This is a genomic window from Mycolicibacterium aubagnense (assembly GCF_010730955.1).
In the GTDB taxonomy this organism is placed as follows: domain Bacteria; phylum Actinomycetota; class Actinomycetes; order Mycobacteriales; family Mycobacteriaceae; genus Mycobacterium; species Mycobacterium aubagnense.
The window spans coordinates 4,265,511-4,290,628 of the sequence record NZ_AP022577.1 but is presented as its reverse complement, the minus strand read 5'-3'; the positions used below and the strand labels follow the sequence as shown (position 1 = coordinate 4,290,628).

Sequence of the window (25,118 nt, the reverse complement as noted above, 5' to 3'; positions counted from 1 at the left end):
TACTCCACTGGCACCCAAGCCAAACCGAAATACAGCTTTACGACTCCGAGTGGTCAGCAATGCTCGATGGAACCCAGTAGCAGTTCGCAAAACGCCGCGGCCTACTGCGGCGGGTCTCTCCCCGGACGAGACGGCGACTGGGGAATGTCCGTCAGCAACGGCACCGCCGCTGTCGGTGGGCCACACACAGACAAGACCAGCCCAGAAGCACCCGCGAAAGCACCGTCGCCCACGTTGCCCACGCATCACGTCGTCAGGTTTGCGACTGACGATTTGCAATGCGGCATTATCGACAACGGAACTGCCGCGTGCCGCATCGGCAAACACGGGTTCCTGGTGAGCACTGACAAGCTGACGCTTTTCTAAAATGACCAACCAGACGAGTCCCACGAAACGAGTACGACAAGTCCAAATCCGCATCGCGGCAATAATTCTCATTGCCGCGGTCGCCTGCACTCTGCCTCAGTCCGATCAGCCGGCCGGAAGCACTTTGACTACTTCACGACCTGCCGAAGTCGCTCAATCCCCAATCCTCTTTCCGATCTCAGCGGCTATACCGTGGCCGATAAGGCCCGGTACGACCAAATGAATAGACCTCGGACACAAGGGTTCATGTTCACCGCCCCCGGTGGGTTGATATGTGCCAGCAACGCCTACCCAGACAACGAGCACGAGCACGTCAGCTGCCGCGGCGCTATGCCCTCGCAAGGGCCCGGCGATTGGTCAGTGAGCGCCGGCCGATCATCGGTCAGCACCATTGAATCGATCACCGTTGATCCCGATTTTCAGCAGGACAAGAACAATCCGCCACCGCTGCTGCCACCGACGCACAAGTTGGCGGCCACCAAAGGCGATGCGATCTGTGCCGTTGACGAGAAGGGCATGCCAGCTTGCCGTGTAGGCAATCACGGATTCATCCTGGCGCCAGACAAGACCACACTGTTCTGACTCCTCGAGACTGGCGAAATGGCCGCGAAACCCACTGCAAAACAACCATTTCGTCGATCTCGTTAAAAAGCTCAGGCCAGTACAGCCCGATTACCCTCGTCGGTCGCGGTGACGACAATCTTCGCGCCAAGCGGTTCGCCGTCGCATAGCAGTGCCATCAGATCGGCGTCGGTAGTGGTCGCCAAGAACCGACTCCCATCCGCGTCGAGCCGACCGATGATGATGCCAGTGTTGGGAGTCCAGTCGTATCGGACTGTGTAGGTCTCGATGGTCGCGGCGCCGTTCGCGTGCTCACTGACGGCAACAGTCGGCCACGACGCAACCTCTGCGCACAGTTCCACACTGTTGTCGGCGACCCAGTCGGCGGGCTCAGTCGAATAGATGCCGACCGAGAACTTGCTGGCAATGCCACCATTCGCACCGACCAACGCGAATTCGCCTGGATTCTCCCGCATTCGGGTGACAGCCTCAGCGATGCCGTGCAGGGAGTAGTTGTTCCCCGGGCCGCCGAAGTACGGCAGGCCGCCCGTCAGCGTCAGACCTCGCGGGTCGTCAGCATCCAGACCAACGCCGTCACAGATGTTGAACACCGGGAACGGGAAGCAGCTGTACAGATCGAATGCCGAGACGTCATCGATCCCAATTCCGGCCACGCGCAATGCTTCCTGAACGGCCATTACCGACGCCGGGCTTGCTCCTACGTCGGGACGGTCGAGCAGCTTCTGCTCCTTCATGTCCGCATGGCCGCGCAAGTAGACCCACTTGGATTCCGGCACACCGAGTTTGCGCGCCGACTCCACGGACATGAGCACGGCGGCGGCGCCCATGTTCACCTGGTCGCGAGCCACCATCAAGCGCGGATACGGGTCACAGATCATCCGGTTCTTGTCGGTGACGGTCACCAACTCGTCAACGGTACGTTCCACCGGCGCCGACGAATATGGGTTCTTAGCGGCGACTTTCGACATCGGAGCGAACAGCTCCCCCATCGCCCGTCGGTAGTCCTGAACAGACAGACCGAGCCGCGCACGCCGGGCGTTGTCCAGCAGGCCGTACTGCACCGGCGCGCCGATCAGCCCATGCCGAACGGTGTACTCGTCGAAGATGCCGTCGTAGCCGTAGCCCCGGTCGTCGAGCTGGCCGTCGATGGTCTCCGCATGATCGGGCTTGTCGTCGCGGCTCTTGAAATACCGGATACTGGACGTGTTTTCCGATCCCATGATCATCACGACGTCGGCACGGCCCGCGACGATCTCGCCGGCGAATTCGGTAATCAGGTGCTGAGGACTCTGCCCACCGATGACTTCCAGCACGGCGCGAGCCGGGTCCGCGCCGATGCGTTGCGCCACGGAGCGCGGGTAGTTGTTCGACTTGCCGAGCGGAGCCGGAACGTGGCCGGAGATCTCGAACTGCCGGGTGCCGGCGACAGTGTCGATCGCGGCAGCGACTGCCGCGATGTCGGCGCCGGTGTCCCCGAGCGCCGTACGCGCGGCTGCGGTGGCGAGGTCGACCGACGACATCCCTCGGTACTCGGGGTCTTCGAGGCGCTCAGTGAACTGACCGACACCGACGATCACCGGCGTACGCGGATCGACACCCATTACAAACCTCCAGACACCTGTTAATTCGACAGGCTAACCGATTGCGATGCGCCAGCGGTACTGCGGGTAGCTGCGCATTTGCGTCTGGAGGCAGACGCCGGGCGACGTACGGTTGAGTAATGACCCGACCATGGCTGCGCACCATGCGGAAACACGCGGTGGGCGCCATCTGTAGGTTGCCAATCTCGTTGGTTACAGCGACTTCATGCTTTGCGGCCGCCGCGATCGGTCTGATATCCGCAGCTTCAGCGAGGGCGGCCCCACCTCGATTTCCTAATATCGCCAGCTTCAGCCAAGTTGACCCGGCTCCATTCGCCCGTCCGTTCACCCGGGATCAGCGATGGGAAGTCGGCTACTTGTTCTTTCGCACGCCTGACGGAATGAATTGCGCAATCGGACCGACGTCCTGGTGCTCGGGTGCAATACCCGGTCTTCCGGCGCAAAGACAGTCGGTATGCCCGTCGGTACACCAAGGTGCATCGCCCGCAGAATCATTCGATTTCGGCCAGTCGGACCAACCGTGCCTTCGGACGAATGACGCACTGTTGAACGTCGGCCAGAAGCTGACTGATGATGCACACGAAGTCACTTGCGTCGTTGGCACCGGCAGCCTCACCGCCTGCATCAACACCTCGACCAACCACGGCTTCGTCCTCCAGCCATCCGGCAGCTGGACCTTCTAATCCACGACAATCCCAACGTACGACCACCTAGACGTACATCCAATTCGACGTACAATTGCAAGATGAACTGGCCCATCAGACCCATGTCTCTCGTGGTCGGCGGTGTCGTCCCGCCCGAGAACGTGGTGGGCCGCGTCCGCGAGCAGCAGGAAATCCTGGCCAGCCTCCCCGATGGCGGAGCCGCCCTGGTGGGTGACCGCAGGCACGGCAAGACGTCCCTGGCCCGACTCGTCGCGCACACCGCGCGCCTGCAGGGCCTCACCGTCGTTTCGGTGAGCGCCGAGCGGCAGACCTACGCGGAGTTCGTCGCCGCCCTCGCCGCCGAACTCGGCCGCGTCGACAACGCACTGCGCCAGGAGGTCGACCGCTGGAAGGTCGCGGTCGGCACCGGGCCGTTCAAGTTCGAGCGAGTGCGTGCCGACGCCGCTCTCGATGATCTACTGCAGCGCGCGGTGGCCCGCACCAAGAACGAGCCGCTGGTGTTGTTCATCGATGAGGTCACCGTGCTGGCCCGCAACCTCGAACGCGAAAGGCCCGGCGGTGGGGACGCCTTCCTACATCTGCTGCGTCGCTTCCGTCAGGACAACTCCGGTCGCCTGGCCACCGTCCTCTCCGGTTCCATTGGCTTTCACCATGTTTCGGAGGACGCACTCAGCTCGGTCAACGACATCCGGAAGGTCACCGTCGGGCCGATCCGCCACGACCACGCCACCTACCTGGCAGAGTGCCTACTGCTCGGCACGAACGTCCCGACCACCGACCGGCACCTGGTCGCCGAATCCGTTGCGGCTGCGGCAGAGAACGTGCCGTACTACATCCAGCACCTGGTCGCGGCCGCCGCGCGGGAGGGTTCAGTCCAGCCACACCGAATCGCCGAACTGCTCTCGGCCGCCATCATCGATCCACACGACCCGTGGGACCTCCGCCACTACCGCGACCGACTGCGCAACTACTACGGTGACGACGCCCCCGCGATCGCGGGCCTGCTCGACATCTACGCCCACGCCCCATCACCTTTGGGTGTCGATGCCACACTGCAGTTCCTGCAAACCGAGGGTTCACCGATCCGCGACCGCGACCAGTTGGTGTCCTTCATCGAGCGTCTGGAACAGGACCACTACCTGCGCCGCGTCGGTAACGACGACGCCTTCGCCTCCGGCCTGGTGCAATCGGCATGGCAGGCCATGAGGCGGTAGACAATGACCCACCCCGCCTTCTCCCCCGGCACTGTCGACCCCGTTGAGCTCGACGCCCGTACGGTCGGCCGCGGTCCGCTACTCAAACGACTGACGGACCGCATCGCCAGCTCTGCACAGGATGGGTCGCGGCCGCATACCTTGCTCGTCGCGCCTCGCGGCGCCGGTAAGACCCACACACTCAGCGTTGCGATTCATCGCGCGTTGAAACAGCGCAAGGCTGCGAAAGCGACACTGCTGCTGGCGCTTCCGGAGGATGCCCTCGCCATCGGCAGCTACCCCGATCTGCTCGTCGAGCTGCTCCGCACCCAGGGCCCGGACGTGGCGGCACGCGCACGCGAGCTCCGCGGCGACGCACTGGAACTGGAACGGGAAATTCTCGATCTCGCCGCGGGCAGAATGGTGCTGATCGCCGTCGAGAACGCCGACCGCATCTTCGACGCCATCGGCGAAGCAGGACAGGGCAGCTTCCGCGCCTGGGTCGAAACATCTACCGCGGTACTGGTTTTCGCGACGGCACCGGCATTGTTCCCGGCCGTCTCGTCGCGCACCCACCCGTGGTACGGGTCGTTCATCATCGAGGAACTACCCGACCTCACCGACACAAATGTCGCCGAGCTCCTCACCCAGCGCGCCCGCGACCGCGAATTGGCTTCGTACGCCCAGACTTCCGAAGGGCTGACCCGGATCGACGACGTCGCCCAGCTTGTCGGCTGGTCCCCGCGGGTCTGGCAGATCATCGCGGACACCGCCGACCGAGCCGCGCTGGAAAGCGTCACACCCGCCGCCGATGCGGCCCTGGAACAGCTGACGCCGCATTACCAGCAACTGCTGTGGCAGCTTCCGGCCGGCGAACAACGGCTGATCGTCGAACTGGCCCGCGCCGACGGTGCACGCACAGTGACCGATCTTGCTGCGGCCGTGGGTATTTCAAATCAGTCGGCCTCGGCCGCCTTGGGCCGTTTGACGACCGGCGGCTGGGTCCACCCCGGAAAGGCGGACTCCGGCGACCGCCGCGCCACCTGGTACGACCTGAGCGACCCGCTGCTCCGGAACTACTTGCACTACCGCGAGCGCCGCCAACCCTGAACCTGCGCACTGTCCCACCGAAACTGACCGCATGGCGGTTTTCGGGGTGATTTTCCGCCGCTCAGTCAGTTTCGACGCACAGCCCGAACGGCGCGTTCGACGCACGCAGCACAAACAACAATGCCCCGCACCTCACGGTGCGGGGCATTGCCGAAGCTACTGAATTACAGCGACTGCAGGATCTCGCGAGCCAGAGCAGCGGTGGCCGACGGGGTCTTGCCGACCTTCACGCCGGCAGCCTCGAGGGCTTCCTTCTTGGCCTGAGCGGTACCCGACGAGCCCGACACGATGGCGCCGGCGTGGCCCATGGTCTTGCCCTCCGGAGCGGTGAAGCCCGCGACGTAGCCGACGACCGGCTTGGTGACATTGGCCTTGATGTAGTCGGCGGCACGCTCTTCGGCGTCGCCACCGATCTCACCGATCATCACGATGACCTTGGTCTCCGGGTCCTTCTCGAACGCCTCGATGGCGTCGATGTGGGTGGTGCCGATGACCGGGTCGCCGCCGATGCCGATGGCGGTCGAGAAGCCGAAGTCCCGCAGTTCGTACATCATCTGGTAGGTCAGGGTGCCGGACTTGGAGACCAGACCGATCGGACCCTTGCCGGTGATGTTGTTCGGCGTGATGCCGACCAGCGCCTCACCGGGGGTGATGATGCCCGGGCAGTTCGGGCCGATGATGCGCGTCTTCTGGCCCTTATCCACGTTGTAGGCCCACGCGTATGCGCTGTCCTGCACCGGGATGCCCTCGGTGATGACGACCAGCAGCGGGATCTCCGCGTCGATGGCCTCGATGATGGCGTCCTTGGAGAAGGCGGGCGGCACAAAGGCGATCGACACGTCGGCGCCGGTCTCCTTCATTGCCTCGGCCACGGTGGCGAACACCGGCAGCTCTACGGGGTTGCCGTCCTTGTCCACGTGCGAGACCTTGGTGCCGGCCTTGCGCGCGTTCACGCCACCGACGACCTGGGTGCCGGCCTTCAGCATCAGCTTGGTGTGCTTGGTGCCCTCACCGCCGGTGATGCCCTGGACGATGACCTTGGAATCCTTGTTCAGGAAGATAGACATAAGTTGTTGGCTCCCTTACTTGTTGGCCAGCTCGGCGGCTTTGTCGGCACCGGCGTCCATGGTCTGGGCCTGGATCACCAGCGGGTGGTTGGCCTCGGCCAGGATGCGGCGGCCCTCGTCGACGTTGTTGCCGTCGAGACGGACGACCAGCGGCTTGTTGGCCTCGTCGCCCAGCATTTCCAGAGCCTTGACGATGCCGTTGGCGACCGCGTCACACGCGGTGATGCCACCGAAGACGTTCACGAAGACGCTCTTGACCTGGCTGTCGTTCAGGATGACGTCCAGGCCGGCGGCCATCACCTCGGCCGAGGCGCCCCCGCCGATGTCCAGGAAGTTGGCGGGCTTCACGCCACCGTGGTTCTCGCCGGCGTACGCGACGACGTCCAGCGTCGACATGACCAGACCGGCACCGTTACCGATGATGCCGACCGAGCCGTCCAGCTTGACGTAGTTGAGGTCGTGCTCCTTGGCCTTGAGCTCCAGCGGGTCGGTGGCTTCCTTGTCCTCGAACTCGGCGTGGCCGGGCTGACGGAAGTTAGCGTTCTCGTCCAGGGTGACCTTGCCGTCGAGGGCCAGGATGCGATCGTCAGGGGTGCGGACCAGCGGGTTGACCTCGACCAGGGTGGCGTCCTCGGCGACGAAGACCTCCCACAGCTTCTGGATGGTCACGGCCGCGGCGTCGAGCACCTCGGCGGGCAGGTGGCCCTTCTCGGCGATCTCGCGGGCGAAGGCCAGGTCAACACCCTTGACGGCGTTGACGGGAACCTTGGCGAGACGCTCCGGCTTGGTGGCGGCGACCTCTTCGATCTCCATGCCACCCTCGACCGAGCACATGGCCAGGTAGGTGCGGTTGGCGCGATCGAGCAGGAAGGAGATGTAGTACTCCTCCGCGATGTCGCTGGCCTCGGCAACGAGCAGCTTCTTGACGATGTGGCCCTTGATGTCCAGGCCGAGGATGTTCTGCGCGTGCGTGAGAGCGTCCTCCGGGGTGGCGGCGTACTTCACGCCACCGGCCTTACCACGGCCGCCGACCTTGACCTGCGCCTTGATCATCACGGGCTTGCCGATCTCCTCGGCGATCGCCTTGGCGTCATCGGCGGACTCGGTGACCCGGCCCGGTGTAGTAGGGACGTTGTGCTTGGCGAACAGCTCTTTCGCCTGGTACTCGAAGAGATCCATGAGCTCTGAGAAATCCCGTTCTGTCTGCGTTGACGATTGAATTCACTTCAGCGTTGGGCCGCACTGGCTCGTTGCGCACTGTATCTATGTACGCGTGAGTAGCCAGCACCGCCTACCACCCATGTGGTACATCTCACCCGACCTGAATGAGTGAGGCAAATCACAGTTCCCGCCAGATGACATCGATAGGTTGCCATTCGGTTCTGATTTTCAGTACCGTCATGGGCGGTCTCGGTAACGGTACGGTCACGGAGCAAAGGAATTTTCGGTTGGCTGAGCACGATTCGTCTGGCACTCCCCTCGGAGAAGCGACGAACGCCGGCATAAGCGAGAACGCTGCCCGCACCATCAAGCTATCCCGCGCTGTGAGCCCTGCCGAAGTGACCGACATCATCCCGTTCAACGAGTTCGGCGATCTGCACGATCTGGACCTCTCCGAGAGCGCCTTCGACCGCGATTCCCGCGTCAACGCCGCCCCCGAGCTCGACGATCTGAACGACACCGACGACGAAACTCCCCTGGTCCTGACTGTTCCGGCCGAATTCCGGCAGCCCGAAGGCGCCCAGCGCCTCTCCGCGAGCGCCTACCGCGACAGCCACACCGATACCAGCAACGGTCTCGACGACACCGACGTCATCGATCTGCGCGCGAGCCGTGGCACCCACCGCAAGCCCGAGCCCGTTCACGGTGTGAAGGGCCGCCTGGTCGCCGCTGCCATGGCTGTCGGCGCCACCGCCGCCGCCGGGTACTCGATGATGGCCAGCGCTGATCAGCCGACCAGCACCAAGCTGGCCGCCGATCAAGTCCAGGCCTCTGGTCCCGCAGGGTCGGCTGATGGCATCCAGATCGTCAACGTCGAACCGGCCGCCTCGTCCGGCGCGGTGCACGCGCAGGAGCTGGCCAACGGCGCCGCGTACGCGCAGGAACGTGCCGAACGTGAAGCCCGGCTGGCCCGCCCGCTGTTCGTGATGCCGACCAAGGGTGTCTTCACCTCCGGATTCGGCTACCGCTGGGGCGCGCTGCACGGCGGCATCGACCTTGCCAACTCGATCGGCACCCCGATCGTCGCGGTTTCCGACGGCGTGGTCGTCGCCGCCGGGCCGACCGCCGGTTACGGCGCCTGGGTCAAGATCCGGCACTCCGATGGCACCGTGACGCTGTACGGCCACGTCAACACCTGGGTGGTGTCGGTTGGCCAGCGCGTCTTCGCCGGCGACCAGATCGCCACCATCGGCAACCGTGGCAATTCGACCGGCCCGCACTGCCACTTCGAGGTACTTCTGGGCGGCAGCCAGCGCATCGACCCCGTGCCGTGGCTGGCACAGCGTGGCCTGAGCCCGGGTAACTACGTCGGCTGATCCGTGAAGGACGACAACACCGCCGACGGGCCAGCCCAGACGCACTTGTCCGACCCCACGCAGACTTTCGGACGGCAGTCCGGCCCTGCATTCGCGCGCACACCTGATGACGACGCCAAGACCGGCCTGATTCGTCGCGCTCCGACGGGCGCCATCCCGATCGTGCATCCCGCTGACGACAGCGCACCGGCGACCAGCATCATCCGGCGCACACCGACCAGCGCCATCCCCGTGGCCGATGCCCCGCAGACCAGCATCATCGAACCGGCGGCCACCGGCCTGATCCTGCCCGGGCTGATCGAACCCGACGCCCCGGGGACCAGCCACATCGCGGCACCCGGCCACAGCAAGGACGCAGCCCCGAAGCCTCCACCCAGCCCGTTCGCCGCCTGCGCGACCGCCACGGCCTGCATCTTGAGCGGCTGGGCCACGGCGGTCATCGCGACCTCGCTGATCGCCGGATGGTGGCGCACCGACCCGCTGTTCTGCGTCGCCATCGGCTTCCTCGCCGCGGTCTCTGCCGGGGCGACCATCGGCGGCCAGATCGCGGTGCTGCTGCGCCATCGCACCGGCCGGATGCTGGTGGTCGTCGGCGCCCTGGTGACGTTGGTGATCTTCGCCAGCTTGTTCGTCGCCGGTGCGAAACTGCCGCCGATCGTCTACGGCATCCCGGTGTTACCCATCACGAGCATTGTGCTCGCGATGCTGCCCGTCACCGGACGCTGGTGCACCAAAGTCTGATTCCGCCAACGGAAGCCAGCTAAAAATCAGCGAGATCGCACCAGCGGTTTTTGCGCTCGGCGGTATTAAAGCTTCTGCACCGGTGCGTGGTTGTGCATCAACTTGACCCGGCCGGAACTGCCGAAGTCGATGAGCGACATGGCCGATTCGCCGACGCCACTGACCTCTTCGACGCGACCCAGGCCGTACTTGTCGTGAGTGACGCGGTCACCCGGTGACAGCACCACCAGCGGCTTGTTGCGGTTCGGTGCCGGCCGCATGGGCGATGGACGCCCACCACCGAGACCACCACCTGATCCACCAGAGCCGTAGCGACTCGGCGCCGACAACGATGGCGGCGGCTCGACCCGTCGCCAGTCGATGAGCTCCTGCGGAATCTCTTGCAGGAAGCGTGATTCCGGGTTCAGCATGGGTTGCCCCCACGACGACCGCACCTTGGCGCGACTCAGGTACAGCCGCTGCCGGGCCCGGGTGATGCCGACGTAGGCCAGCCGGCGTTCCTCGGACAGTTCCGTGGGATCGCCGAGTGCGCGCATGTGCGGGAACATGCCGTCTTCCCAGCCGGTCACGAAAACCACGGGGAATTCGAGGCCCTTGGCGGTGTGCAGCGTCATCATGGTGACGACGCCGTCGCCGTCCTCGGGGATTTCATCGGCGTCCGCCACCAGCGAGACGCGCTCCAGGAACGCGGCCAACGCCCCGGTGTCGGGCACGTCCTCGTCCAGCTCCTCTTCCTGAAGGGCCTGAGCATTGGCCAGGTCGGTGCTGAATTCGTGTGCGACGCTCACCAATTCGTTCAAGTTGTCCAGCCGCGCCTGATCCTGCGGATCACTCGAGGCCTCCAGCTCGCGACGGTAGCCGGTGCGGTCCAGCACCGTCTCGACCAGGTCACCCAGCTCACCGTCGAGTCCGCCGCGCAGGCTGTCCAGCAGCTCGACGAAACTCGCAATTGCCTTCTCCGAACGGGAGTTCAGCATCGGCACCCGGCCTTCGGCGGCGGCCTGCAGCGCATCGTTGAAGCTGGCGCCGGTGTTCTCGGCATACACCGCCACACACGCTTCGGCTCGGTCGCCGATACCGCGACGCGGGGTGTTGAGGATGCGCCGCATGCTCACGGAGTCGCCCGGGTTGTCCAGCACCCGCAGGTACGCGACGATGTCGCGAATCTCCTTGCGCTCGTAGAAGCGCATGCCGCCAACGACTTTGTACGGGATACCGGCTCGGATGAAGATGTCTTCCACCGAGCGCGACGAGTTGTTGGTGCGGTAGAACACCGCGACATCGCCGTAACTGAACTTGGTGTCGATGCCGCTGCCCTTGGTGGTCAGGGTGTCGATCTCCTCGGCGATGAACCGCGCCTCATCGTGCTCGTTGTCGGCGACGTAGCCGACGATCAACTCACCCTCGCCCGCGTCGGTCCACAGCTTCTTGTCCCGGCGACCGGCATTGCGGCTGATGACACCGTTCGCGGCCGACAGGATGGTCTGGGTGGACCGGTAGTTCTGTTCCAGCAGAATCGTTTTCGCATTCGGGAAGTCGCGCTCGAAATCCTCGATGTTGCGGATCGTCGCGCCGCGGAACGCGTAGATGGACTGGTCGGCGTCGCCCACAACGCACAGCTCGGCGGGCGGGACCTGATTGGCACTGTCGGCGCCGTCCTCCAGATGGTGCCCGACCAGCTCGCGCACCAGCACGTACTGCGCGTGGTTGGTGTCCTGGTACTCGTCGACCAGGATGTGCCGGAAGCGGCGCCGGTAGTACTGCGCGATCTGCGGAAAGCTCTGCAGCACAGCGACTGTCTCGCCGATCAGGTCGTCGAAGTCCATGGCGTTCGCGGCCCGCAGCCGGCGCTGGTATTCGCCGTACACCTCGGCGACGATGCGCGGCAGGTCCTCATCGGCCTCGGACGCCTCCGAAGCAGCCTGCAGCGGGTCGATCAGTTCGTTCTTCAGGTTCGAGATCGCGGTTGCCAGCATGCGCGGCGAGTACCGCTTGACGTCGAGGTTCAGATCCTTGCCGACCATCATCAGCAAACGGCGCGAGTCGTCGGCGTCGTAGATGGAGAAGTTGGAGTTCAGCCCCGGCAGCAGCGACGCCTGGTTGCGCAGGATGCGGACGCACGTGGAATGGAACGTCGACACCCACATGGATTTGGCCTTGGTGCCGACCAACTGGATCACGCGCTCACGCATCTCGGCGGCGGCCTTGTTGGTGAACGTGATGGCCAGGATCTGGCCGACGCCGACGTCGCGGTTGGCCAGCAGATAGGCGATGCGCCGGGTGAGCACCGCGGTCTTGCCCGAGCCGGCACCGGCCACGATCAGCAGGGGCGAACCCTCGTGCAACACAGCTGCACGCTGCTGCGGGTTGAGGCCGTCTAACAACTGGTCGGTGTCGGGGGCAGTGCTGGTCATATCGGGGCTCGTCATATCAGCTCAAACTTACCGCCGGGGTGCGACAACCCACGCATTTCCCCGTCGCTGCGCTCGGCCCTTTGCGCTGGCACGGGCCGGGATGGCACACTCAAAACGTGCTCAATGCGCAGCAGCGATTTTTCTACGGGTACCGGACGCCGGTACCCGGGGTTTAGCTGCTTCCCTTCAGCCCCGTGGTCCGCATCCGGATCCGGGGCTCGTTTGTTGTGTGAGGCCTGAATTCGGATGACACCAGAATCCACCAACAGCGAGGAAAAAATGTCTCCCGAAAACACGGCAACCGAAACCGACCTCCCCAACATCGACGAGCTGCGCCTCGAGATCGATGAGCTGGACGCCACCATCCTGGCGGCCGTCGCCCGTCGCACCGAAGTGTCCAAGATGATCGGCAAGGCCCGCATGGCCTCCGGCGGCACCCGACTGGTGCACAGCCGTGAGATGAAGGTGATCGAGCGCTACAGCGAGCTGGGCCCTGAGGGCAAAGACCTCGCCATGCTGCTGCTGCGCCTGGGCCGCGGTCGCCTTGGCCACTGACCGTCCCGTCGCGAGCGTGCGGGTCAGCACGCAACACGCCCGGCTCTGAAATCACAAACGTGCCGCTCGACGGCGCTGAGCGTGACGTTTCTGCGCACGATTCACCGCGTGTCGTACGCAGACACGCACGCTCGCGTTAGGGGGTGGGCGCGGTACTCGTGGCCAGGTCGTCGATGTCCATACACCCGTCATGTACAGCGGCGTTTCCTACGTCACACTAGGGTTTGAGGCATGGCTGATCACACTCCCGCTGCCGACATCGCGACCACCCCAGCCTGGCAGGCGCTCACCGCGCACCATGCCGCGGTCGAGGCGACCACGCTGCGCGAGCTGTTTGCCGACGACCCGGAGCGCGGCCGCGAGCTGACGCTGACCGTCGGCGACCTGTACATCGACTACAGCAAGCACCGCGTGACCCGCGAGACGCTGACGCTGCTGCTCGACCTGGCCCGGACGGCCGGCCTGGAAGAACGCCGCGACGCCATGTTCGCCGGTCAGCACATCAACACCTCCGAGGACCGCGCGGTGCTGCACACCGCGCTCCGGCTGCCCCGGGGTGCGTCGCTGGTGGTCGACGGTCAGGACGTGGTCGCCGACGTGCACTCCGTGCTCGACGACATGGGAACGTTCACCGACCGGCTGCGCAGCGGTGAATGGACCGGCGCCACCGGGCAACGCATCACGACGGTGGTCAACATCGGCATCGGTGGTTCCGATCTAGGGCCGGTGATGGTCGACCAAGCGCTGCGCCACTACGCCGACGCGGGCATCTGGGCCCGGTTCGTGTCCAACGTCGATCCAGCGGACCTGGTCGCCAAACTCGACGGACTCGACCCTGCCACAACGCTCTTCATCGTCGCGTCGAAGACGTTCTCGACGCTGGAGACGTTGACCAACGCCACGGCCGCCCGGCGCTGGCTGGTCGCCGCGCTGGGTGATGACGCCGTCGCCAAGCACTTCGTCGCGGTGTCGACCAATGCAAAGCTGGTGTCGGAGTTCGGCATCGACACCGCCAACATGTTCGGCTTCTGGGACTGGGTCGGTGGCCGGTACTCGGTCGACAGCGCCATCGGGCTCTCGGTGATGGCCGTCATCGGCAAGGAACGGTTCGGCGAATTCCTGGCCGGCTTCCACTTGGTCGACGAGCACTTCCGCACCGCACCGCTGGAAGCCAATGCGCCTGTGCTGCTTGGTCTCATCGGCCTGTGGTATTCGGACTTCTTCGGCGCACAAGCCCGTGCGGTGCTGCCCTACTCCAACGACCTGGCCCGGTTCGCCGCCTACCTGCAGCAGCTGACCATGGAGTCCAACGGCAAGTCGGTGCGCGCCGACGGCACCCCGGTGAGCACCGATACCGGCGAAATCTTCTGGGGCGAACCGGGTACCAACGGTCAGCATGCGTTCTACCAGCTGCTGCACCAGGGCACCCGGCTGGTGCCGGCCGACTTCATCGGGTTCAGCGAGCCGACCGACGACCTGCCCACCGCCGATGGCACCGGCAGCATGCACGACCTGCTGATGAGCAACTTCTTCGCCCAGACCCAGGTGCTGGCGTTCGGCAAGACGGCCGAGGAGATCTCCGCCGAAGGCACCCCGGCCGCCGTCGTCCCCCACAAGGTGATGCCCGGAAACCGGCCCACCACTTCGATTCTGGCGACCAAGCTGACGCCGTCCGTGGTCGGCCAGCTGATCGCGCTGTACGAGCACCAGGTCTTCACCGAGGGCGTCATCTGGGGCATCGACTCGTTCGATCAGTGGGGCGTCGAGCTCGGTAAAACACAGGCCAAGGCGCTACTGCCGGTCATCACGTCCGACGCCGCACCCGCCGCGCAGTCCGACAGCTCGACCGATGCCCTCGTCCGTCGTTACCGCACCGAGCGCGGCCGCGTTTCCTGAGTGATTTGTGCACGAAAATCCGCGGCCGACGCGGAAAATCGTGCACAAATCGCAAGGAGCTAGGCGAAGTACTTGGTGAAGCGCGGCGGCATCAGCTTCATCACCTCGACCAGCGGCCACCACGGCCAGCCCGGGACGACGGCGCGGCCCTTCTCCTTCTCGATGGCGTCGACCATGGCCTTCACGCCGGTCTCGTTGTCGACCATGAGCATGGTGGAGTTGGACTTCGCGGTCATCTCGGACTCGATGTAACCGGGTTCCAGCACGGTGACCTTGATGGGGCCCGAAGCGTACTCGGCGCGCAGCGATTCGCCCAATGAGGTGACGCCGGCCTTGCTCGCGGCGTAGGCGGCCTTGTACCCGGGCACCCCGACGTTGCCGAGCACCGACGACACCAGGACCAGGTGGCCCCGGCCCGCGGCCTTGAACATTTCCAGCGCGGTCTCGATCTGCACCAGCGCCGCAACGAGATTCGTCTCGATGGTCGCCTTGTTGGCCCATAGCTTCCCGCCGCCCAGCGGGTAACCCTTGCCGATGCCGGCGTTGACGATGACGCAGTCGATGCCGCCGAGTTCGCCTGCCAGCTCCTCGAAAACCTTGGGCACCTGGTCGTGATCGTTGACGTCCAGCGCGGCGATGGCCACCGTGACACCGGGGTACTGCGCCGTCAGCTCCGCCTTCAGCTCTTCGAGATTGTCCAGCCGACGGGCGCACAGCGCCAGATCACGGCCTTTGGCGGCGAACTGCCGGGCCATACCGGCGCCCAGGCCCGAGCTCGCTCCGGTGATGAGGATTTTCTGCCGAGTCATGACTGCAGCGTAACCAACTCGACACCTGTCAAGATAGGTCGGAGGGTGCAGGATCGACGTATGAAGCTCGCCGCACTGTTGGTTGCCGTGTTGGGAATGACGTCGGTGCCGCTCGCCCACGCAGACGACAATCCGCTGTTCCGCCTGGTCGACACCGCGGCCCAGCGGCTGCAGACCGCCGATCCGGTAGCCGCGGTCAAGTGGATCAGCGGCGGCTCGATCGAGGATCCCGCGCGGGTCGATCAGGTGCTGGCCGCAGTCGGTTCGCAGGCCCAGAGCGCCGGCGCCGACCCGGTGTTCGTGCGAAAGGTCTTCACCGACCAGATTCACGCCACCGAGGGCATCGAGTACCTGCGGTTCAGTCAGTGGAAGTTCGACCCGGGCGCCGCCCCCGCGACCGCGCCCGACCTTTCCGAATCACGCACGGCGATAGACGGTTTCAATCGCACCATGGTCACCGAGATTGCCGCGCAACAGGGCACTCTGCAGAGCCCGGGCTGCGCAGCCGCACTCGGCACGGCCCGCGCCCAGGTCACCGCGAGCAGGCACCTCGACCCCCTCTACCAAGAGGCGCTGACCGCAGCCACCCGCGGCTACTGCAGCTGAATCACTTGAGCAGCTTGGACATTCGCCGGTCGGCCAGAATCTTGCCGCCGGTCTGGCACGTCGGGCAGTACTGAAAGGACTTGTCCGCAAAGGACACCTCACGCACCGTATCCCCACAGACGGGGCACGGTAGCCCAGTGCGCGCATGGACCCGCAGGCCAGACCGCTTCTCACCTTTGAGAGTTGCCGCCTGCTGACCGACCGATCGGGTCACCGCATCGCTGAGCACAGAGATCATCGCGTCATGCAGGGTCCCCAGCTGTTCCGTGGTCAGCTTGCCTGCGGTCGCGAACGGCGAAAGCTTGGCCACGTGCAGGATTTCGTCACTGTAGGCATTACCGATCCCGGCGATCACCCGCTGGTCGGTGATGACGTTCTTGATTCGCCCGGTATTGCCGGCCAGCACAGCGGCCAACTCCGCCGGCCCGAGTGACAAGGCGTCCGGTCCCAGCGAGGCGATCTGCGGCACCGCCAGCGGATCGGTCACCAGCCACACCGCCAACCGCTTCTGCGTGCCGGCCTCGGTGAGATCGAAACCTGGTGCCTCACCAGGTTTTCCGAGATGCACCCGCAATGCGATCGGGCCCTTACCCGGCTTGAGCGGCGCAGCGGCCAGCTTCTCGGACCAGCGCAGCCACCCGGCTCGCGAGAGATGGGTGATCAGATGCAGATCGCCGACCTGCAGGCCCAGGTACTTGCCCCAGCGGCCCGCTCCCGTCACCTCATTGCCGTACAACGCGGTCGGCGGCGGGTCGAAGGTCTTGAGCACGGACAGGGCGGCGACGTCGACGCGGCCCACCGGCAGACCAACCGCATGACGACGCAGATGATCGGCGAGCGCCTCGACCTCGGGGAGTTCCGGCATGGGTTCAGGCTAGCGACTGGATGTACCGCATGCTGTACCCATGGCAGACCGCTCGGCGCCCGCCCCGGCCACGAACCCGCTACGACGCATGCTCGTCATGAACGCCGTACCGCGTCGCTGGCCGTTCGCGCTGCGGGCCGCGGTCTGCATGATGGTGCCGATTCTCGTCGGGTGGGCCGCCGGAGATGTGTCCGCCGGGTTGGTCGCCACCATTGGTGGCTTCACCTCCCTCTACGGCAGCGGGCGCCCCTACCTCAATCGCGCGATGTATCTCGGAGCGATCGCCGTCTCGTTCGCGGTGGTCGTCGCGCTCGGCGACTGGGCGGCCGCGACCCCATGGTCCGGGGTGCTCGTCGTCACGGTGATCGCGATGATCGCCGTACTGATCTGCCAGGCCCTCTCGGTCGGACCGCCCGGCGCGTACATGCCGGTGCTGGCTTGCGCGGCGGCCGTCGGCATCGCGACCGAGCATCTCAGCCCGGTGCGGCTGGGCGCGCTGGTCCTTGCCGGCGGTGCGTTCTCCTGGGCGGTCCACATGGCCGGTGCACTTATCCGCCCGCGTGGGCCGGAGCGTGGCGCGGTGGCGGCTGCCGCCGAAGCGGTGGCCACCTATATCGAAACCGCTTCGCCCGACGCCCGGCACCGGGCCGCGCAGCTTCTGCACGAAGCCTGGATCGCCCTGGTGACGTTCCAGCCGATGCGGCCCAAACCGGACGACACCCTGTACCGACTCCGGATGACGAACCGCCGGTTGCACGTGTTGTTCGCCGAGGCCATGGCGGCTGCCGACCGCGGCCGGCCGATGTCCGTCGACGGTGCCGCGCTGGCCCGGCAACTGGGCTCGGTGCCCGGCGACATCGGCGGCAGTTTCGAGGGCCTGATCCCGCTGGGACGCCCATCGGTCGGCACCCTGCTGCGACGGGCGGTGGCGCCGGGAGCTCCCCCGCTGACCGCGGCCCTGCGCACCGCGGTCGCCGTCGCGATCGCCGGTGCTGTCACCGTCGGCCTGAACATGGACCACGCGTACTGGGCGATGGCTGCGGCGGTCCTGATGCTGCACCAGGGTTTCGATTGGCGACGCACTGTGCAGCGCGGCATCGAGCGCACGCTGGGCACCTGGCTCGGCTTGGTAGTGGCGGGTGGCATCTTGATCGCGGCGCCGGGTGGGCCGTGGCTGGCCTTGATCGTCGGCACGCTGCAGTTCCTGATCGAGATGTTCGTGGTGCGCAACTACACCGTCGCGGTCATCTTCATCACGCCCGCGGCGCTGACCATCGCCTCGGGCGGTCACCACCTCACCAACGTGCTCGACATGCTGCTCGCCCGCGGCATCGACACCGTGATCGGTTGCGCGGTAGCACTTCTGGTCCTCTGGTTCACGCGGCGCGGACATCCGGCGGCGCGCCCGGCACAGGCAATCGCCGCGACACTGGACGCCGTTGCTGTCGTCGTCAGCCATCTGGCCACGGGGGCAGTCACCACCGAGCCGGCCCGCAACGACCGTCGTGATCTGCAGTTGCGCGCCATGGCCATGCTGCCCGTCTACGACACCGCCATCGGCGGATCTACCCGGAGCCGGGTTGCGGCAGAACGGCTTTGGCCGGCCATCGTCGCCACCGAACAACTGGCCTACCGGACGTTGGCCGCGGCATGGGCCACCGAACGGTCCGGCTCCCCGGTCACGCAGGATGACGCGGAGCGGCTGATCCCCACGATCAGCGACCTCGCCGACGCGATCCGCACCGGCCGGCCCGCAGGCGACATCACCGAGCAACCAGCCTTCGGCGCCACCGAGTTACGTGCGATTCAGGCGTCGCTCGCTTAGGGATTGTGCACGTTTTTCCGCGGCGGGCGCGGAGAAACGTGCACTAATCGCTAGCGCTCGATGGCGCGCTGCACCAAGCCCAGCGCCCAGCCGACCACCGACAGCAGAACGGCCGCCCAGATCGCGGTGAACCAGAACTGGTCGATCGCCAGACCCCAGTGCGTGGTGTGCTCGGTGATCCACGAGGTGATCCACAGCATCCACGCGTTGATCACGATGTGGATCAGACCGAGCGTGAGGATGTACAGCGGAATCGCGAACAGCTGCACAATCGGCTTGATGATGGCGTTGACCAGCCCGAAGATGAACGCGACGACCAGGATGATGCCGACCCGCTCCAATTGGGAACTGCCCTCGACGAAGACGAAGTGGATACCCGGCACCATGCGGGTGACCAACCACAACGCCAGGCCGGTCACGCAGGCTCGCAGCAGCAACGATTTCATACCGTCGATTCTGCCCGCAGCAGATATGTATCCATGATCCAGCCGTGCCGGGCCCGGGCTTCGGCGCGCTCGCGCGTGATCCGGTTTCCGACCTCACCGACGGTGCCGGCGATCAGCATCTCGTCGGGGGTGCCGAGGTAGGCGCCCCACCAAATGCGGGTCTGCGGTGGGCATTCCAGGAACGAGCACTCGCCGTCGAGCATCACGACCGCGGCCCCGGCCAGCCCGTTTTCACGCAGCTGACGGCCTGTCGTGATGAGCACCGGCTCGCCAATGTCGTTGAGGGGTATGCGATGTCGGGCGGTGAGCGCCTGGATGGCGGTGATGCCGGGGATGACGTCGAACTCGAACTCGACGTGTTCGGCGACGCGGTCCAGAATGCGCAGGGTGCTGTCGTAGAGCGACGGATCGCCCCAGGCAAGAAAAGATCCGGTGGCGGCGTCCGGTAGCTCGGTCTCGATGGCCTCGGCCCACAACCGGGCCCGCGCGGCGTGCCATTCCGCCACGGCCTCCTGATAGTCACCGTCTTTGGCCCGTTTGGGGTCCGGCAGCGTCACGAACCGGTAGCCCGGCTTCTCGATGAACCGTTCGCAGATGAGTCTGCGCAGTGCGACGAGATCGTCTTTCGCATCGCCCTTGTCCATGGCGAAGAAAACCTGAGTGTCATTGAGCGCCGTGACGGCCTGGGCGGTGACGTAGTCCGGGTCGCCGGCACCGATACCGATGACGTGGATAGTGCGCATGCACGGAAGGGTATCCGGGCGCGTCGCCGCACCCTTTGACGCCGGGACGCGAACCTCAGGTATGCGGTACCCGGGGTATTGACTAACCGCGGAGTGCGGACGTAGCTTCGGAGTACGGACACTTTCGAAGGGATGTCAACGATGACAGCTTCGGTCAAGGGCCAGACGACGCGCGAGGAATTCGCGGAACGCCTGCTCAAGGGCTCGGTGCGCAAGTCCTATGCGCCGATCGTCGACATCGACTGGGATGCGCCGATCGACCCCGACAAGTACTTCCTGCCGCCGAAAGTGGTGTCGCTGTACGGCACCCCGCTCTGGGACTCGATGAGCCGGGCCGAGCAGATCGAGCTGTCGCGCCAGGAGCTGGTGAACACCTTGTCGGCGGGCATCTGGTTCGAGAACATCCTCAACCAGGCTCTGCTGCGCAAGATGATGCATCAGGACCCGACCGCGAGCGCCACCCACTACGAACTGACCGAACTCGGCGACGAGACCCGCCACATGGTGATGTTCGGCAAGGCCATCGAGAAGGTCGGCGCCGACCCGGTGCGGCCGAAGCTGTACCAACGCTTGATCATCAACATGCTGCCGTTCGCCTTCCAGGGCTCGCTGCTCTGGGTCGCCGCTCTCATCGGTGAGGAGATCTTCGACTCGCTGCAGCGCCAGATGATGGACGACCCGGAGCTGCAGCCAATGGTGCAGCGGCTCATGCGGATTCACGTCACCGAAGAGGCCCGTCACATCCAGTTCGCCCGCGACGGGCTGCGCAAGCGCGCGCCGGAGATGTCCTGGCCGAAGCGCTTCTGGGTGGGCAACCTCAACGGTGTCGGCGGCTTGTTCTTCCGATTCCTGTTCACCAACAAGGTGCAGTACCGCCGCGTCGGCCTCGACGCGCGGGCCGCTCGGCGGATGGCGCGGACGTCCCCGCACCGGATCGAGACGCAGATCGCCGGCTTCGCCCCGCTGGCTTCGTTCCTGGAGGAAGTCGGGCTCCTCGGCCCCATCGCGCGCCGGTTGTGGCGACGCAGCGGATTCCTGCCGGGCGGCCGAATCGCTCCGGCGGCCCGCGCGGATGTCGCGGACCCCGAAGACCTGTACGACGGACCGGCCACCATCGACGGCCGCGAGGTCCGCGTCCGCCTGGCCGGGCACCTCGACCCGATTGACGGCCAATACCACTGGCGTGGAACGGTTTTCGAGTCCCTCGAGGAGCTGCCTCGCGGCCCCGTCACCGTGGCGATCGGCGATCGCTCCGCGACAGCGCGGGTCACCGAGCGCAGCCAGCAGGGTGGCTATGCCGTCAGCGGCGCCGGTTTGCCGCCGTTCCCGCTGACGTAACCTGCCGCCAGCATCCCGACCGCGAACATCGCGCCGACACCGCCCGAGATCAGCAGCGGCACCGTGCCATCGGCGCCCCACGCCAGACCGGCCCACAACCCGGCGATGAGGACCGCGAAACCGCTGGCGCCCTGGAACACCCCTTGGGCGCTGGCCTGGACGTCGGCGCCGACCAGCGAAGATACCCACGCCTTGCCGACTCCGTCGGTGCAGCCCGTGAACAATCCGTAGACGCCGATCAAGAACCATGCCGCGACCGTGTTCTCGGTCAGACCCAGGCCGAGGTAACCGACCGCGAAAAACGTCAGGCCGATGCCAAACACGGCCGGGCGCGGCATGCGGTCGGCCAAGTGCCCGGCCGGATAACTCGAAAGCGCATACACCGCGTTGTAGGTGACATACGCCAGGATGACCTCGACAACGGAGAAGCCGATCTCGTTGAGCCGCAACAGCAGCAGCGCGTCGGGGAAGTTCACCAGACTGAAGATCACCAGCGCTCCCGCGACCCGCCAGTAGCGCCGCGGCAGGTCGCGTACCCGCGCGAACATCGGCGCCTGAGTGGGCGCAGTGACCCGTGGTGGTTCCCGCACGAGGTACACCAACGCCACGCTGAGCACGGCCGGTACCACTGCCACCCACAACAATGGCGGGATCCGGTGGTCCAGCAGTTCGTAGCCGGCAAGGCCCAGTAACGGACCGACGACGGCGCCCAATGTGTCCATGGCTCGGTGGAATCCGAACACCCGCCCGCGCGCGGCGTCATCGATGCCGACGACCAGCAGCGCATCACGGGGCGCCCCGCGCAACCCCTTGCCAAGCCGGTCCACCACACGTCCGGCGAGCACGCCCTGCCAGGCGCCGAATGCCGCGACCATGACTTTGCCGAGCGCTGCCAGGCCGTAGCCGGTGGCGATCATGGGCCGCCGGGCAAAGCGGTCACCGAGCGGACCCGCGGCAAGTTTGGTCAGCGACGCGGCGCCTTCCGCTACACCCTCGACAACGCCCACAATCGCCGGCGGCGCCCCGAGGACTGCCGTCAGGTAGATCGGCAGCAAGGGATAAAGCAGTTCGCTCGCGGTGTCCTGCAGAAATGACACCGCCGAAAGGACCCGGACGTTGCGGGTCAGCCACAGCCTGCGGTGCGGGCCGACGCGTCGGAGTCGCATCCGGTCATGATGCCGAACAGATCTGCATTTCGCGAGACACAAAACTAGAACACGTTCTACTATGGTCCGCATGCGGTTCACCTATGCGGAAGCCATGACCGATCCGAAGTACTACATCCCGTTGGCGAAAGCCGCTGACGAGGCCGGATACCACGCGATGACCATTCCGGACAGCATCGCGTACCCGGCGGTCTCGGATTCGAAATACCCCTATACCGAAGACGGGAACCGCGAGTTTCTGGACGGCAAGTCGTTCATCGAGTCGTTCGCGCTGATCGGCGCCCTGTCGGCCGTCACGACCAAGCTGCACTTCAACATCTTCGTGCTGAAGCTGCCCATCCGGCCGCCGGCCCTGGTGGCCAAGCAGGCGGGCTCCTTGGCCGCGATGTTCGACAACCGGTTGGGCCTGGGCGTCGGCACCAGCCCGTGGCCCGAGGATTACGAGGTCATGGGCGTGCCGTTCGCCCGCCGCGGCAAGCGCATGGACGAGTGCATCGACGTCGTCCGCGGCCTGACTTCGGGTGACTACTTCGAGTACCACGGCGAGTTCTACGACATCCCCAAGACCAAGATGACGCCGGCGCCGACCAAGCCGGTGCCCATCCTGGTCGGCGGCCACGCCGACGCCGCGCTCAAGCGCGCCGCCCGCAATGACGGCTGGATGCACGGCGGCGGCGACCCCGCCGATCTCGACCCGCTGCTCAAGAAGCTTGCGCAGTACCGCGAGACCGAAGAGCGCATCGGGCTCTGCGACGAGTTCCAGATTCACGTCATCTCGATCGACGGCTTCACCGTCGACGGCGTGAAGCGCCTCGAGGACAAGGGCGTCACCGACGTGATCGTCGGCTTCCGGGTGCCCTACATCATGGGCGAGGACACCCAGCCGCTCGACGAGAAGATCAAGCACCTGGAGATGTTCGCGGAGAACGTCATCGCCAAGGTCTAGTGTTCCGCGCGAGCGCAGGCACTACTCGTCGATGATGTGGACTGCGGCCTCCTCAGCGGAGGCCGCGCTCCCCGCGATGCCGACGTCCCCGGCGAGCAGCTCGCCGTCCTGCTCACCGGCCACGAGCCGACCGGATCGCCGGTCACCGACCTCGTCGTCGCCCCACTGCTCGTCGGGACCTGGCACCACCGGGTCCAGTTGCATCGCCGGGTCCGGCTCTTCCTCGGCCAGGAGTTCATCGAGCGTCTCGTGATCCCGGGGTTCACGCCACGCATCCGGCGGCGCATACCCCTCGTCCAACAGGTCATCGACGCCACGGTCGATCAGCATGTCTTCCTGAGTCAGCTGATCGTCGTCGTCGTCGGCGCTGTACTCACCTGAGCCGCTCATGTCACTACCTTGCCACGGATCGCCGAGTCCCGCGAGCAGGGAGTTACAGCGAGCGGCTGATGATCTCTTTCATGATTTCACTTGTGCCGCCGTAGATCTTGTTGACGCGCGCCGCGGCGTAGGCCCGGCCGATCGGGTACTCCATCATGTAGCCGTACCCACCGAAGAACTGCACGCAGCGGTCGACGACGGCGACGCCCTTGTCAGCGGCGATCAGCTTGCCCATGGACGCCATCGCCGGATCATTCTTCCCGTCGATCAGTTCCTGGATGCAGTAGTCCACCGTGGTCTTGATCGACAGCACCTCGGCCTTGAGCTCGGCGAGCTGGAATCGGTTGTGCTGGAACTGGATCAGCGGCTTACCGAAGGCTTCGCGTTGCTTGGTGTACTTGATGGCCTCGAGTACGGCGGCCTCGGCCATGCCGGCGCACACCGAGCCGATGATCAGCCGCTCGCGGGCCAGTTGCTCCATGAGCTGGTAGAAGCCCAGCCCCTCCTGCTCACCGAGCAGGTTGGCGACCGGCACCCGCATGTCGGTGAAGAACAGTTCGCGAGTGTCCTGGCCGTGCTGGCCCACCTTCTCCAGGACGCGACCACGCTCGAAACCCGGCAGGTCGTTGACCTCGGCCACGATCAGCGAGACACCCGCCGCGCCCTTGCTGGGGTCGGTCTTCGCGACGATGACGACCATGTCGCAGTGGGTTCCGTTGGAGATGAACGTCTTCGACCCGTTGATGACGTAGTGGTCGCCGTCGCGGACGGCCGTGGTGCGGACTGCCTGCAGGTCGGACCCGGTGCCGGGTTCGGTCATCGCGATGGCCAGCACGGCCTCACCGCTGATGATCTTGGGCATCCAGCGGGCCTTCTGCTCCGCATTGGCGTAGGTGTTGAGGTAGTGCGCCACGATCGGCGAGTGCACGGTCCAGCCCGACGCCGAATCATGGGCCAGCGCAAACTCTTCGGCCACGATCGCGGACAGACCAAAGTCGCCGCCCGCGCCGCCGTATTCCTCCGGCAGGTCCAGGCCCAGCAGGCCGGCGTCACCGAGCTTGTTCCAGAACTCGCGGTCGACCTGGTGATTCTTGGCCCACCGCTCCTGGTTGGGCGTGGCCTCCTTGGCGAGGAATGCCGCGGCATGCTGACGCAACTCGCGGTGCTGATCGGTCTCCCAGCTGGCCCGGTAGGTCGGGAAGAGCTCTGACATTGGTCCACCTCGCTAAATCGCCGCGCTATACAAATGTATAGCGTCCTGTTCAT

The 25,118-nt window shown here is 65.6% G+C and carries 22 protein-coding genes; 11 read left to right on the top strand and 11 right to left on the bottom strand.

Translation table 11 applies throughout. The annotated features are described in order from the left end of the window. The first annotated feature begins 612 nt into the window (after positions 1-612). Complete coding sequence (locus tag G6N59_RS20555) at positions 613-948, top strand: hypothetical protein (RefSeq protein WP_138228685.1); 336 nt, start codon at positions 613-615, stop codon at positions 946-948. A gap of 71 nt (positions 949-1,019) precedes the next feature. Here the strand turns inward: G6N59_RS20555 and G6N59_RS20550 are convergent, their stop codons facing one another. Next, on the bottom strand, positions 1,020-2,549 hold the full coding sequence (locus tag G6N59_RS20550; RefSeq protein ID WP_138228684.1) for an acetyl-CoA acetyltransferase: 1,530 nt from the start codon (positions 2,547-2,549) through the stop codon (positions 1,020-1,022). Positions 2,550-3,315: 766 nt separating this feature from the next. Between G6N59_RS20550 and G6N59_RS20545 the strand changes: the two genes are divergently transcribed. Both G6N59_RS20545 and G6N59_RS20540 read left to right on the top strand, forming a co-directional pair. Further along, positions 3,316-4,428: an ATP-binding protein gene (locus G6N59_RS20545; protein WP_138228719.1), complete on the top strand. Its 1,113-nt coding sequence runs from the start codon at positions 3,316-3,318 to the stop codon at positions 4,426-4,428. A gap of 3 nt (positions 4,429-4,431) precedes the next feature. Continuing rightward, positions 4,432-5,517, top strand: a complete 1,086-nt coding sequence (locus G6N59_RS20540) for a MarR family transcriptional regulator (protein WP_138228683.1) — start codon at positions 4,432-4,434, stop codon at positions 5,515-5,517. Between the two features lie 164 nt (positions 5,518-5,681). On the opposite strand, the gene sucD is transcribed toward G6N59_RS20540, so the two are convergent. Then, complete coding sequence (sucD, locus tag G6N59_RS20535; RefSeq protein ID WP_138228682.1) at positions 5,682-6,584, bottom strand: succinate--CoA ligase subunit alpha; 903 nt, start codon at positions 6,582-6,584, stop codon at positions 5,682-5,684. A gap of 15 nt (positions 6,585-6,599) precedes the next feature. Continuing rightward, positions 6,600-7,763 carry an ADP-forming succinate--CoA ligase subunit beta gene (gene sucC / locus G6N59_RS20530; protein ID WP_138228681.1) on the bottom strand — a complete coding sequence of 388 codons (1,164 nt, stop codon included), beginning with the start codon at positions 7,761-7,763 and terminating at the stop codon, positions 6,600-6,602. Positions 7,764-8,032: 269 nt separating this feature from the next. Here sucC and G6N59_RS20525 point away from each other — a divergent pair, with 269 nt between their 5' ends. Then, complete coding sequence (locus tag G6N59_RS20525) at positions 8,033-9,121, top strand: M23 family metallopeptidase (RefSeq protein WP_138228680.1); 1,089 nt, start codon at positions 8,033-8,035, stop codon at positions 9,119-9,121. Between the two features lie 126 nt (positions 9,122-9,247). Continuing rightward, positions 9,248-9,862, top strand: coding sequence for a hypothetical protein (locus tag G6N59_RS20520; RefSeq protein WP_163912088.1), 615 nt, complete (start codon positions 9,248-9,250; stop codon positions 9,860-9,862). 65 nt (positions 9,863-9,927) lie between these two features. Here G6N59_RS20520 and pcrA read toward each other — a convergent pair whose 3' ends face one another. Next, positions 9,928-12,276, bottom strand: a complete 2,349-nt coding sequence (gene pcrA / locus G6N59_RS20515; protein WP_407665743.1) for a DNA helicase PcrA — start codon at positions 12,274-12,276, stop codon at positions 9,928-9,930. Between the two features lie 246 nt (positions 12,277-12,522). On the opposite strand from pcrA, the gene G6N59_RS20510 reads away from it, so the two are divergent. Together G6N59_RS20510 and pgi are read left to right on the top strand one after the other, a co-directional pair. Continuing rightward, a complete protein-coding gene (locus tag G6N59_RS20510) occupies positions 12,523-12,831 on the top strand; it encodes a chorismate mutase (protein ID WP_138228678.1) in 309 nt (102 codons plus the stop codon). Positions 12,832-13,062: 231 nt separating this feature from the next. Further along, entirely contained in the window at positions 13,063-14,727 is a 1,665-nt protein-coding gene (pgi, locus tag G6N59_RS20505; protein WP_138228677.1) for a glucose-6-phosphate isomerase, read from the top strand. 59 nt (positions 14,728-14,786) lie between these two features. Here pgi and G6N59_RS20500 read toward each other — a convergent pair whose 3' ends face one another. Next, positions 14,787-15,536, bottom strand: coding sequence for an SDR family oxidoreductase (locus G6N59_RS20500; RefSeq protein WP_138228676.1), 750 nt, complete (start codon positions 15,534-15,536; stop codon positions 14,787-14,789). 60 nt (positions 15,537-15,596) lie between these two features. Here G6N59_RS20500 and G6N59_RS20495 point away from each other — a divergent pair, with 60 nt between their 5' ends. Further along, entirely contained in the window at positions 15,597-16,142 is a 546-nt protein-coding gene (locus G6N59_RS20495; RefSeq protein WP_138228675.1) for a chorismate mutase, read from the top strand. A gap of 1 nt (position 16,143) precedes the next feature. On the opposite strand, the gene G6N59_RS20490 is transcribed toward G6N59_RS20495, so the two are convergent. Next, on the bottom strand, positions 16,144-17,007 hold the full coding sequence (locus tag G6N59_RS20490) for an Fpg/Nei family DNA glycosylase (protein WP_138228674.1): 864 nt from the start codon (positions 17,005-17,007) through the stop codon (positions 16,144-16,146). A gap of 40 nt (positions 17,008-17,047) precedes the next feature. Between G6N59_RS20490 and G6N59_RS20485 the strand changes: the two genes are divergently transcribed. Continuing rightward, on the top strand, positions 17,048-18,832 hold the full coding sequence (locus G6N59_RS20485; RefSeq protein WP_138228673.1) for an FUSC family protein: 1,785 nt from the start codon (positions 17,048-17,050) through the stop codon (positions 18,830-18,832). A gap of 50 nt (positions 18,833-18,882) precedes the next feature. Here G6N59_RS20485 and G6N59_RS20480 read toward each other — a convergent pair whose 3' ends face one another. After that, complete coding sequence (locus G6N59_RS20480; RefSeq protein WP_138228672.1) at positions 18,883-19,278, bottom strand: phage holin family protein; 396 nt, start codon at positions 19,276-19,278, stop codon at positions 18,883-18,885. Next, positions 19,275-20,021, bottom strand: a complete 747-nt coding sequence (gene cobF / locus G6N59_RS20475) for a precorrin-6A synthase (deacetylating) (protein WP_138228671.1) — start codon at positions 20,019-20,021, stop codon at positions 19,275-19,277. The genes G6N59_RS20480 and cobF overlap by 4 nt, the downstream gene beginning before the upstream one ends. Positions 20,022-20,162: 141 nt before the next feature. Between cobF and G6N59_RS20470 the strand changes: the two genes are divergently transcribed. After that, complete coding sequence (locus tag G6N59_RS20470; protein WP_138228670.1) at positions 20,163-21,359, top strand: diiron oxygenase; 1,197 nt, start codon at positions 20,163-20,165, stop codon at positions 21,357-21,359. Here G6N59_RS20470 and G6N59_RS20465 read toward each other — a convergent pair. After that, a complete protein-coding gene (locus G6N59_RS20465) occupies positions 21,314-22,525 on the bottom strand; it encodes an MFS transporter (RefSeq protein WP_138228669.1) in 1,212 nt (403 codons plus the stop codon). The two genes, G6N59_RS20470 and G6N59_RS20465, sit on opposite strands and share 46 nt — an antisense overlap. Positions 22,526-22,595: 70 nt before the next feature. On the opposite strand from G6N59_RS20465, the gene G6N59_RS20460 reads away from it, so the two are divergent. Further along, complete coding sequence (locus G6N59_RS20460) at positions 22,596-23,471, top strand: LLM class flavin-dependent oxidoreductase (RefSeq protein ID WP_138228668.1); 876 nt, start codon at positions 22,596-22,598, stop codon at positions 23,469-23,471. 21 nt (positions 23,472-23,492) lie between these two features. On the opposite strand, the gene G6N59_RS20455 is transcribed toward G6N59_RS20460, so the two are convergent. Together G6N59_RS20455 and G6N59_RS20450 are read right to left on the bottom strand one after the other, a co-directional pair. Further along, positions 23,493-23,861 (bottom strand): DUF5709 domain-containing protein, encoded by a 369-nt coding sequence (locus G6N59_RS20455; protein WP_138228667.1) that lies wholly within the window; start codon positions 23,859-23,861, stop codon positions 23,493-23,495. A gap of 43 nt (positions 23,862-23,904) precedes the next feature. Further along, positions 23,905-25,065: an acyl-CoA dehydrogenase family protein gene (locus tag G6N59_RS20450; RefSeq protein WP_138228666.1), complete on the bottom strand. Its 1,161-nt coding sequence runs from the start codon at positions 25,063-25,065 to the stop codon at positions 23,905-23,907. Between the last annotated feature and the right edge of the window lie 53 nt (positions 25,066-25,118).

Excerpts from the sequence above, each read along its gene's own strand:
- G6N59_RS20495 (WP_138228675.1), top strand. The coding sequence starts at position 15,597 with ATGAAGCTCGCCGCACTGTTGGTTGCCGTGTTGGGAATGACGTCGGTG.
- G6N59_RS20465 (WP_138228669.1), bottom strand. The coding sequence starts at position 22,525 with ATGCGACTCCGACGCGTCGGCCCGCACCGCAGGCTGTGGCTGACCCGC.
- G6N59_RS20545 (WP_138228719.1), top strand. The coding sequence starts at position 3,316 with ATGTCTCTCGTGGTCGGCGGTGTCGTCCCGCCCGAGAACGTGGTGGGC.
- G6N59_RS20455 (WP_138228667.1), bottom strand. The coding sequence starts at position 23,861 with ATGAGCGGCTCAGGTGAGTACAGCGCCGACGACGACGACGATCAGCTG.
- sucD (WP_138228682.1), bottom strand. The coding sequence starts at position 6,584 with ATGTCTATCTTCCTGAACAAGGATTCCAAGGTCATCGTCCAGGGCATC.
- G6N59_RS20480 (WP_138228672.1), bottom strand. The coding sequence starts at position 19,278 with ATGAAATCGTTGCTGCTGCGAGCCTGCGTGACCGGCCTGGCGTTGTGG.
- G6N59_RS20555 (WP_138228685.1), top strand. The coding sequence starts at position 613 with ATGTTCACCGCCCCCGGTGGGTTGATATGTGCCAGCAACGCCTACCCA.
- G6N59_RS20460 (WP_138228668.1), top strand. The coding sequence starts at position 22,596 with ATGCGGTTCACCTATGCGGAAGCCATGACCGATCCGAAGTACTACATC.
- pgi (WP_138228677.1), top strand. The coding sequence starts at position 13,063 with ATGGCTGATCACACTCCCGCTGCCGACATCGCGACCACCCCAGCCTGG.
- sucC (WP_138228681.1), bottom strand. The coding sequence starts at position 7,763 with ATGGATCTCTTCGAGTACCAGGCGAAAGAGCTGTTCGCCAAGCACAAC.
- G6N59_RS20490 (WP_138228674.1), bottom strand. The coding sequence starts at position 17,007 with ATGCCGGAACTCCCCGAGGTCGAGGCGCTCGCCGATCATCTGCGTCGT.
- pcrA (WP_407665743.1), bottom strand. The coding sequence starts at position 12,276 with ATGACCAGCACTGCCCCCGACACCGACCAGTTGTTAGACGGCCTCAAC.
- cobF (WP_138228671.1), bottom strand. The coding sequence starts at position 20,021 with ATGCGCACTATCCACGTCATCGGTATCGGTGCCGGCGACCCGGACTAC.
- G6N59_RS20540 (WP_138228683.1), top strand. The coding sequence starts at position 4,432 with ATGACCCACCCCGCCTTCTCCCCCGGCACTGTCGACCCCGTTGAGCTC.
- G6N59_RS20470 (WP_138228670.1), top strand. The coding sequence starts at position 20,163 with ATGACAGCTTCGGTCAAGGGCCAGACGACGCGCGAGGAATTCGCGGAA.
- G6N59_RS20510 (WP_138228678.1), top strand. The coding sequence starts at position 12,523 with ATGACACCAGAATCCACCAACAGCGAGGAAAAAATGTCTCCCGAAAAC.
- G6N59_RS20500 (WP_138228676.1), bottom strand. The coding sequence starts at position 15,536 with ATGACTCGGCAGAAAATCCTCATCACCGGAGCGAGCTCGGGCCTGGGC.
- G6N59_RS20450 (WP_138228666.1), bottom strand. The coding sequence starts at position 25,065 with ATGTCAGAGCTCTTCCCGACCTACCGGGCCAGCTGGGAGACCGATCAG.
- G6N59_RS20550 (WP_138228684.1), bottom strand. The coding sequence starts at position 2,549 with ATGGGTGTCGATCCGCGTACGCCGGTGATCGTCGGTGTCGGTCAGTTC.
- G6N59_RS20485 (WP_138228673.1), top strand. The coding sequence starts at position 17,048 with ATGGCAGACCGCTCGGCGCCCGCCCCGGCCACGAACCCGCTACGACGC.